Genomic DNA, 1,799 nt, shown 5'->3' on the forward strand with positions numbered 1-1,799 from the left:
GACTGGCCTTGATCGAGAAGGCCGAGGCCCATCTCGCGGAGGCGACACGCGCCGCTCAAGCCGAGTACCGCGGCTTGGCCGGCGACGCCCAGCGCCTGACCGAGCGCGTTCAACGCTACCAATCGTCGGTCGTGCTTGCGGCACAGCAACGCACCGCTGCCGCGCTGGCCGGATACCGCTCGAACCAGGTGACGCTGGCGTTGCTGTTCGAGGCACGCCACATGGAGGTCGAGGCCCGGCGAAAGCTGCTCTCGCTGCAGCGCGAGCTCGCGAAGACCCAGGCGCAGCTGGCTTACAAACCCCTCGTCAACGGAGGCGCTCGATGAAGCGTGCTCAAGCCATTGCGCTGTCGGTGCTGGGCGCAGCAGTCCTCGCCGCCGCCGGCTTCTACGCCGGCCGGCACACGAGCGGTGCTGCGGACATGCCGATGGGCGCCGCCCCGGCCGCTTCCAGTCCCGAGGGACGGAAGGTGCTGTACTGGCACGATCCCATGGTCCCGGGCCAACGGTTCGACCAGCCCGGCAAGTCACCGTTCATGGACATGCAGCTCGTGCCTGTCTACGCCGACGAGGCCGGCGACTCCGGCGTCAAGGTCAGTCCGACGGTGCAGCAGAACCTCGGCATCCGGGTCGCGACAGCGCGGAAGGCCCCGGTGTCGTCGTCGTTCGATGCCGTCGGTACGGTGCAGTTCGACGAGCGCCTCGCCGTGGCCGTCCAGACGCGCGTGGCCGGCTTCATCGAGCATCTTGCCGTGCGTGCGCCCATGGAGCGGGTCCGCCAGGGCCAGGTGCTGGCGACCGTGTTCGCCCCCGAGTGGCTCGGGCCGCAGAACGAATGGCTCGCGCTGAAGCGCGCCGGCGTGTCGGAAGACCTCGTGAACGCCGCTCGAGAACGCATGCGCGCCATGTCCATCYCCGACGGGCTCATCCGCCAGAGCGAATCGGCAGGGACGGCGCAAGCACGCTTCCCGCTCAGCGCACCGGTCAGCGGCGTCATCGCAGAGCTCGGGGTGCGTGAAGGCGCGGCCGTTGCTCCGGGCACGACGCTGTTCCGGATCGACGGCCTCGAGAAGGTGTGGGCCGTTGCAGAGGTGCCCGAGGCCCAGGCGATCCGCCTGGCACGCGGCCAGAAGGTCAAGGCGGTTCTGCAAGCCGATGCATCGCTCGCATTCGAAGGCGAGCTGAAGGAAATCCTGCCGCAGGTGAGCTCGAGCACGCGCACGCTGCAGGCTCGCTTCGAGGTCGACAACAAGGACGCAAAGCTGACGCCGGGGATGCTGCTGCGCCTGCAGGTCATCGGCCCCGGCTCGYCTCGGCTGGTGGTGCCGTCGGAGGCCGTCATCCGCACCGGCAGGCGCGCCATCGTCCTGGTGCGCAGGGAGAACGGCTCCTTCGAGAGCCGCGACGTCGTCCTCGGCCTCGAGGTGGGCGACGACATCGAGGTCACGCAGGGGCTCACGGAAGGTGAGCAGGTCGTGGCCAGCGGCCAGTTCCTCATCGACTCCGAGGCTCGGCTGCGTTCGGTCACGGGCAGCATGAGCGCGCCGGGGGGTGCGAAGTGATTGCCGCACTCATCCGCTGGTCGGTCGGGAACAGATTCCTGGTGCTCCTGGCGACGGTGTTCCTGATCGCAGCCGGTGTCTGGGCTGTCAGGGCCACCCCGGTCGACGCGATTCCGGATCTCTCGGACACGCAGGTCATCGTGCGGACGACCTACCCGGGCAAGCCGCCGCAGGTCGTCGAGGACCTGGTGACGTACCCATTGACGACCACGATGCTCGGTGTCCCGGGGGCGAATAC

At 68.9% G+C, this 1,799-nt stretch carries 2 protein-coding genes and 1 pseudogene; all 3 read left to right on the forward strand.

Features of this window, described 5'->3' with window-relative positions:
* Window positions 1-326, forward strand: a pseudogene (locus AC1D12_RS32455) (TolC family protein); the annotation flags it as partial.
* A complete protein-coding gene (locus AC1D12_RS32460; RefSeq protein ID WP_477845255.1) occupies window positions 323-1,561 on the forward strand; it encodes an efflux RND transporter periplasmic adaptor subunit in 1,239 nt (412 codons plus the stop codon). The pseudogene AC1D12_RS32455 and the gene AC1D12_RS32460, both read left to right, overlap by 4 nt.
* Window positions 1,558-1,799: efflux RND transporter permease subunit (locus tag AC1D12_RS32465; protein WP_477845256.1), on the forward strand; the 242-nt coding region annotated here is incomplete at its 3' end. The genes AC1D12_RS32460 and AC1D12_RS32465, both read left to right, overlap by 4 nt.

It is taken from the genome of Rhizobacter sp. P1_G5 (assembly GCF_056405435.1).